At 43.2% G+C, this 6,057-nt stretch carries 5 protein-coding genes and 1 pseudogene; 4 read left to right on the top strand and 2 right to left on the bottom strand.

From position 1 onward, the window contains the following. A pseudogene (locus FTV48_RS13870) lies at positions 1 to 217 on the top strand (capsule assembly Wzi family protein); the annotation flags it as partial. A gap of 348 nt (positions 218 to 565) precedes the next feature. On the opposite strand, the gene trpS reads toward FTV48_RS13870, so the two are convergent. Beyond that, positions 566 to 1,579 carry a tryptophan--tRNA ligase gene (gene trpS / locus FTV48_RS13865; RefSeq protein WP_074383091.1) on the bottom strand — a complete coding sequence of 338 codons (1,014 nt, stop codon included), beginning with the start codon at positions 1,577 to 1,579 and terminating at the stop codon, positions 566 to 568. Between the two features lie 189 nt (positions 1,580 to 1,768). On the opposite strand from trpS, the gene FTV48_RS13860 reads away from it, so the two are divergent. Together FTV48_RS13860 and FTV48_RS13855 are read left to right on the top strand one after the other, a co-directional pair. Then, positions 1,769 to 2,695 carry a DUF808 domain-containing protein gene (locus tag FTV48_RS13860; RefSeq protein ID WP_074383090.1) on the top strand — a complete coding sequence of 309 codons (927 nt, stop codon included), beginning with the start codon at positions 1,769 to 1,771 and terminating at the stop codon, positions 2,693 to 2,695. Between the two features lie 49 nt (positions 2,696 to 2,744). Beyond that, positions 2,745 to 3,650, top strand: coding sequence for a neutral zinc metallopeptidase (locus FTV48_RS13855; protein WP_100328816.1), 906 nt, complete (start codon positions 2,745 to 2,747; stop codon positions 3,648 to 3,650). A 245-nt stretch (positions 3,651 to 3,895) separates the two neighbouring features. Here FTV48_RS13855 and FTV48_RS13850 read toward each other — a convergent pair whose 3' ends face one another. Beyond that, a complete protein-coding gene (locus FTV48_RS13850; protein ID WP_005096270.1) occupies positions 3,896 to 4,450 on the bottom strand; it encodes a hypothetical protein in 555 nt (184 codons plus the stop codon). Positions 4,451 to 4,679: 229 nt separating this feature from the next. On the opposite strand from FTV48_RS13850, the gene FTV48_RS13845 reads away from it, so the two are divergent. After that, positions 4,680 to 6,057: sodium:proton antiporter (locus FTV48_RS13845; protein ID WP_180000719.1), on the top strand; the 1,378-nt coding region annotated here is incomplete at its 3' end.

The raw sequence follows: 6,057 nt of genomic DNA, 5'->3' as shown, positions 1-6,057 counted from the left end.
TGATGTAAATCAGGCGGAGCGTGCTGCTTCAAACAATGCAGCCTTCGCCTTTGATGATAAAATTAAAGCGCTGGATGTGACATGGTCGCATTATATTCGACCCGAAATGCCATTAATAATTAATGCTTGGGTTAGTGATTCAGATGTAAATGGACAAGATGGTGGTGCCTCTCTTGGGATTGAAATTCCATTAGAAAAAGGACTATTTAAATACTAATCCAATAGACTAAAATCCTGCTGATCTGGCAGGATTTTTTATTTTTATAGGTTTTATAAAATTAAAGACAAAAAAAACGCAATGATTGGGGTGATCATTGCGTAGAAAAAGGAATGTTTTTTTCAAACTACATCAAGATTAACTGTGGAGAGAGTTAAATCTGATTCCTTACTGTATGTAGCTATAATACGACCCGATAAGGCTTGACTCAGCAGTATTCATGTTAATAGATGTTAATTAAGGTTAAAACTATGGAGATTCTATGGGCGAGTTTGCTGCTTTATCGTGCATAAACACCTCGCAATAAAAAAGCCCTTCATATGAAGAGCTTTAGGTGATCATTTTATGTTAGAAACGGAATACACCTAAACCGGTTTTCACTTCATCTAAAGTCGCCTGGGTAATATCACGACATTTATCTGTTCCGGTCTTTAAAATATCCATAATATAGTCAGGGTCTTTAGCCAGTTCAATACGGCGCTCACGGATTGGACCGATCAGTTCTTTGAGAATGCCTTCCAGACGTTTTTTCACCGTACCATCGCCCAAGCCACCGCGACGATAATGAGCTTTGAGTTCTTCCAGTTCTTCTTTATTTGGATCAAAGGCGTCCAGATAAGTGAATACTACATTGCCTTCAACCTGACCTGGGTCTTCCACACGAAGATGATTTGGATCGGTATACATGGCGTTGACGGCTTTTTTAATATCTTTATCTGTCGCATCCAGCACAATGGTATTGCCCAAAGATTTTGACATTTTCGCCTTGCCATCAAAACCAGGAAGGCGGCCGACATTAGACAGTAGCGCTTTACATTCTGGTAACAGGTCATGACCGATTTGACGGTTCAGACGACGCACGATTTCATTGGTCTGTTCGATCATTGGAATCTGATCTTCACCCACAGGAACAACAGTGGCCTTGAATGCCGTAATGTCTGCTGCCTGAGCCACCGGGTAGCACAAGAAACCCGCTGGAATATCGCGCTCAAAACCACGCATCTGGATTTCAGATTTAATGGTCGGGTTACGCTCTAAACGTGACACCGTCACGAAATTGAGGTAAAGCATCGTCAGTTCGTTTAAGGCAGGTAAACATGACTGAACACAAATTGTAGTTTTAGTTGGATCAATACCGACAGCCAGATAATCCGTTGCCACTTCAATAATGTTACGACGTACTTTTTCAAAATTATCGGCATTATCGGTGAGTGCTTGAGCATCAGCAAGTAACAAGTGTTGATGGTGAGAATCTTGCAAGCCTACACGAGAGCGTAATGAACCGACAAAGTGGCCGAGGTGAAGTTGTCCGGTAGGACGGTCGCCCGTCAAGATCACTGGACGATTATCTTGATTACTCATTATTTATTCCAAAGGGTAGTCAGTACTACAGCTGTATTTTAACGAATGGCAATATTGTACGGTATTCTGTTTTTGATTGTCAGCCAGAAAAAAAGCTGTATTAAAAAAATCTTATTAATTAAACAAGTGAATACAATATTTTTAAGAATTTTGATTAAAATAAACTGAAATATGATAAGGATAATAAGTATGGCGAGCAGTTTATTACTATTATTAGATGATATTGCGACGGTCTTGGATGATGTGGCTGTCATGAGCAAAATGGCAGCCAAAAAAACAGCAGGCGTCCTCGGTGATGATCTGGCTTTAAATGCACAGCAAGTGTCAGGCGTACGGGCAGATCGTGAATTACCGGTAGTCTGGAAAGTGGCCAAAGGTTCTTTTGTCAATAAGCTGATTTTAGTGCCGCTGGCCTTGTTAATCAGCTTTATTGCCGGCTGGCTGATTAACCCCTTATTGGTGCTGGGTGGTTTGTTTCTGTGTTATGAAGGCGTGGAAAAAATCGTACACACCTTGCATACACCGAAGGCCAAGGATGCTGAACAGGCCCGTGAGCAACTGATCCAGACTGAAACAGATTTGCACCAGTTTGAAAATGAAAAAGTCAAAGGCGCGATTCGCACCGACTTTATCCTTTCGGCTGAAATTATCGTGATTACCTTGGGGACGGTAGCAGCAGCCTCTATGCTGACCAAAGTTACCGTTTTAAGCCTGATCGCGATCGTGATGACCATCGGGGTCTATGGTTTTGTTGCCCTGATTGTCAAACTGGATGATATCGGTCTGCATCTGACCGAGCAGCAGTCCGATTTTAAGCAACAAATAGGACGCGGCTTGTTGGCATTTGCCCCGATTCTGATGAAAATTTTATCAGTTGTTGGAACTGCAGCGATGTTCCTGGTCGGTGGGGGAATTATTAATCATGCTATTCCTGTTATTCACCACTTTACTGAAGATAGTGTTAGCTATGTACAGGATATTCCCAGTATCGGAAATATTGTAGGTGCTGTAACACCGACCTTGATTAATTTCGCCGTGGGAATTTTAGCGGGTCTGCTGGTGATGCTGGTCATCAGCCTGATTAAAAAAATCTGGCCCAAATCATCAAAAGCTTAAGATGCAAAAATATCTGCAAATTGAGCAGATGAAGAAAAGGAAAAAAACTATGCGTTGGAAAGGTCGTCGTGTCAGTAGTAATGTAGAAGACCGTCGCGGTGGTGGTGCCAAAGCTGGTGGTATCAGTATTGTCGGGTTGATTGTGGCTTTTGTGGCCTGGAAATTCTTCGGCGTCGATCCACAGCAAGCTTATCAAACCACCAAACAGGTCACCCAAGGCGTATCGGGTGCGGCGGAAACACGGGGTCTGGAAAATCCTACGCCGGAACAGCAGGAGTCGATTGATTTTGTCGGCACCGTACTAGCAGATACTGAAGATACCTGGACTCAGGTGTTTCAGCAGCAGTTAAATCAGCAGTATGTTCCCCCAAAACTGGTTTTGTTCAATGGCATTGTGAATTCGGGTTGTGGTACGGCTCAGGCGGCGATGGGGCCTTTCTACTGTCCGGCAGACCAGAAAGTTTATATCGATACCGCATTCTTTAAAGATATGCGTACTCAGATGGGGATTGGTGGAGAACAGAATGCCACCGAACTCTCCCGTAATGATCAGGCCGGAGATTTTGCGCAGGCTTATGTGGTGGCCCATGAAGTAGGTCATCATATCCAGACCATTTTGGGGATTTCCTCTCAAGTACAGCAGGCACGTCAGCAGGCAAGCGAAGTACAGAGTAACCAGCTTTCAGTGCGCCAAGAATTGCAGGCAGACTGTCTGGCCGGAGTCTGGGCCTACCATAATCATCAGCGCACCCAGTTTCTGGAACAGGGAGATGTGCAGGAAGCTATGGATGCCGCACATAAAATTGGTGATGACTATTTACAGAAACGTGCTCGCGGGCAGGTGGTACCGGACAGCTTTACCCATGGCAGCAGTGCGCAGCGTGTACAGTGGTTTAATACCGGCTTGAAATCGGGTCAGGTTTCGAATTGCGATACCTTTAACCAAAATATTTAGCTTGTTTCCAGATAAAAAAAGGAGCAGGTGCCACTGCTGTCTCATCATTTGAACTTTGGTTATAGTTTGAATCTGTGAAGTCATGAAATCCTGCTTTTGACAGGTCAAAAGCAGGCAAAAGTCTTTTGTTCGCCATACACAACATGCTTGTCGTGATGGCTAAGGTGTGACCTCCTTGTCACACTCGCATCTCCAAAATCTACTTAATTCAATTGTGGGGCAGCTGTGGAGCAGGCAATCCTTTTTTATTTATGCAGAAAACGCCGGAAATTTCTTAATATCTTGATACTGACAAATAAGGCGGCCAAAGCAAACAAGGCAATGGCAAAGACCGTATATTTGAGATTGTTGATGTCATTTTGATAGAACTGCTGCATATCATGGTTGGTATATTCGAGAGCCGTGACTTTGCCAGTCTGGCTATCTCTAAATTGAATTTTTTCAATATAAAACAGATTTCCTGCTTTAATTAGGTGGACGCTCTGGATTTGACGGGTATGTGATTGATTGTCCTCATCACTACATAAAGCACTGTAATGCTCACAATTGATTTTGGCCACATAACCATTTCCTGCAATCAGAATAAAAATGGCATTGTCCGGTCGCTGGTTATTAGATACCAAAACATACTGTTCGCCAGTTGTACTTTTCAAGGGAATACGGGTTGCCTGCTGATAATGCTGTTCTGCCTGCAGAATCTCCTGAATTTTAGCGAAGCAGGTAAAACATAAGGATAAGGTGATCAGAAAAATCACGCTCGCAAAACAAAGACGAAAAATGGTTTTGACAGTTTGGTGCATGGGAGAAAAATTCAAAATAGAAAGATGGGAAAGCAAAAGCCGAGTGCTGATCTGTATGTTAAATCATCATTCGGAAATACTGAAAAGAAACTTAACTCAATTCGATAAAAAGAGGATTAAACTTGTTTTGCTAGAATGCCTTTTTATTAATGCTCTGCTATTCAAATCTCTATTTTGACCATGCCGCTCGGCGCATATTGCTCCATCTCGCCCGACTTTAGGAAACCGAATGGGAAATTTCTTTTTTCTTCAGCTACTCACGGTGGTCTTTGCACTTTCCATTGCCACCACTATGTTTAATAAGCGTGTTTTAGGTTTTCCGCAAGCGATCGGTGTTCCGATTGTTTCGGCCATCTTTGTTTTTATTTTGCAATGGGGCGCCAGTTTATTACAAGGTAATCCATTCTTTAGTATTAATATTGACAATATCGAGCAGGCTGTTCGTAACATCGATTTTTATGATTTTCTGATCAATGGGGTGATCTGCTTTATTCTGACCTCATCTGCACTGAAGTTTAAGGTTTCAGATTTACGTAATCATTGGCGACCGATTGGTATTTTGGCAAGTTTAGCGCTGGTCTTTTGTGCGGTGTTCTTTGGTGCAGTTTTATATGGCTATCAGTTCCTGATTGGTAATCATGTGGATTTACTGGTGTTGTTATTACTTGGTGCGGCTTTGGGGGCGACTGATCCGATCGGCATTAAAGGCGTATTGAGTTCAGTTCGCGCACCGCATCATCTGATTGTCAAGCTGGAAGGCGAATCGTTATTTAATGATGCCATGTGTATCGCCTTATTTATGACCCTGCTCAATGTTCTGCAAGGCGAAAACTTTACGGTGCTGGCTGTCATGCAAACTTTATTGTATGAGATTGTGGTGGCCGTACTGATTGGTCTGGGATTTGGCTTTGCAATATTAAGAATCTTGCGTGGCAAGCATGAAATGGAGTCACTGATTCTGACCACTGCTTTATTGGCATGTGGCTCTTATCTTATTGCTTTATTGGCCCATGCTTCAGCACCGATTGCCTGTGTCATTGGTGGCTTAATCGTCGGTAATAAATGGAAAGAAATTCTGGCCGATGCCGATATTGGTGACGTGAACCATTTCTGGCATACGGTTGAAGGGATTATTAACTCCTTCCTGTTTACTCTGATTGGCTTGGAGTTGTTTATTCTTGACCTGAGTACCAGTCTGGTCTTGGGCGGGATTGTGGCATTTATTATTTTACATTTAGCGCGCTTTGCTGCCAATCACTTGGCATTTGCCATGTTCCCCAAAATACGCCGAAAAAGCTATAACGGCAGTTTAACGATTTTGTCCTGGGGCGGTGTGCGTGGCGGGATTTCCCTGGCGCTTATTCTGGCGGTGGCCAATATTCCTCAGCTAGAGGCTTATAGCAGTATCTTGGTGGGCTATACCTTTATTGTGGTGCTCTTGTCGGGTCTGGTGTGTGGTCTGGGCTTACCTGCAGTGATGAATGCTTTTTACTATAATCCCGAGGAAGACACACAGGGCTTTAAAGGCTGGTACCAGCGTATGTGCCACAAGCTGAACCGTAAGGGTTTTCAATATATTGTCGGAGAAGATGTCAAAGGAAATGAAA

The sequence above is a fragment of the Acinetobacter sp. YH18001 genome, from assembly GCF_013416975.1.
Classification (GTDB): Bacteria; Pseudomonadota; Gammaproteobacteria; order Pseudomonadales; family Moraxellaceae; genus Acinetobacter; species Acinetobacter pseudolwoffii.
This window is presented reverse-complemented; position numbering and strand designations above follow the sequence as displayed.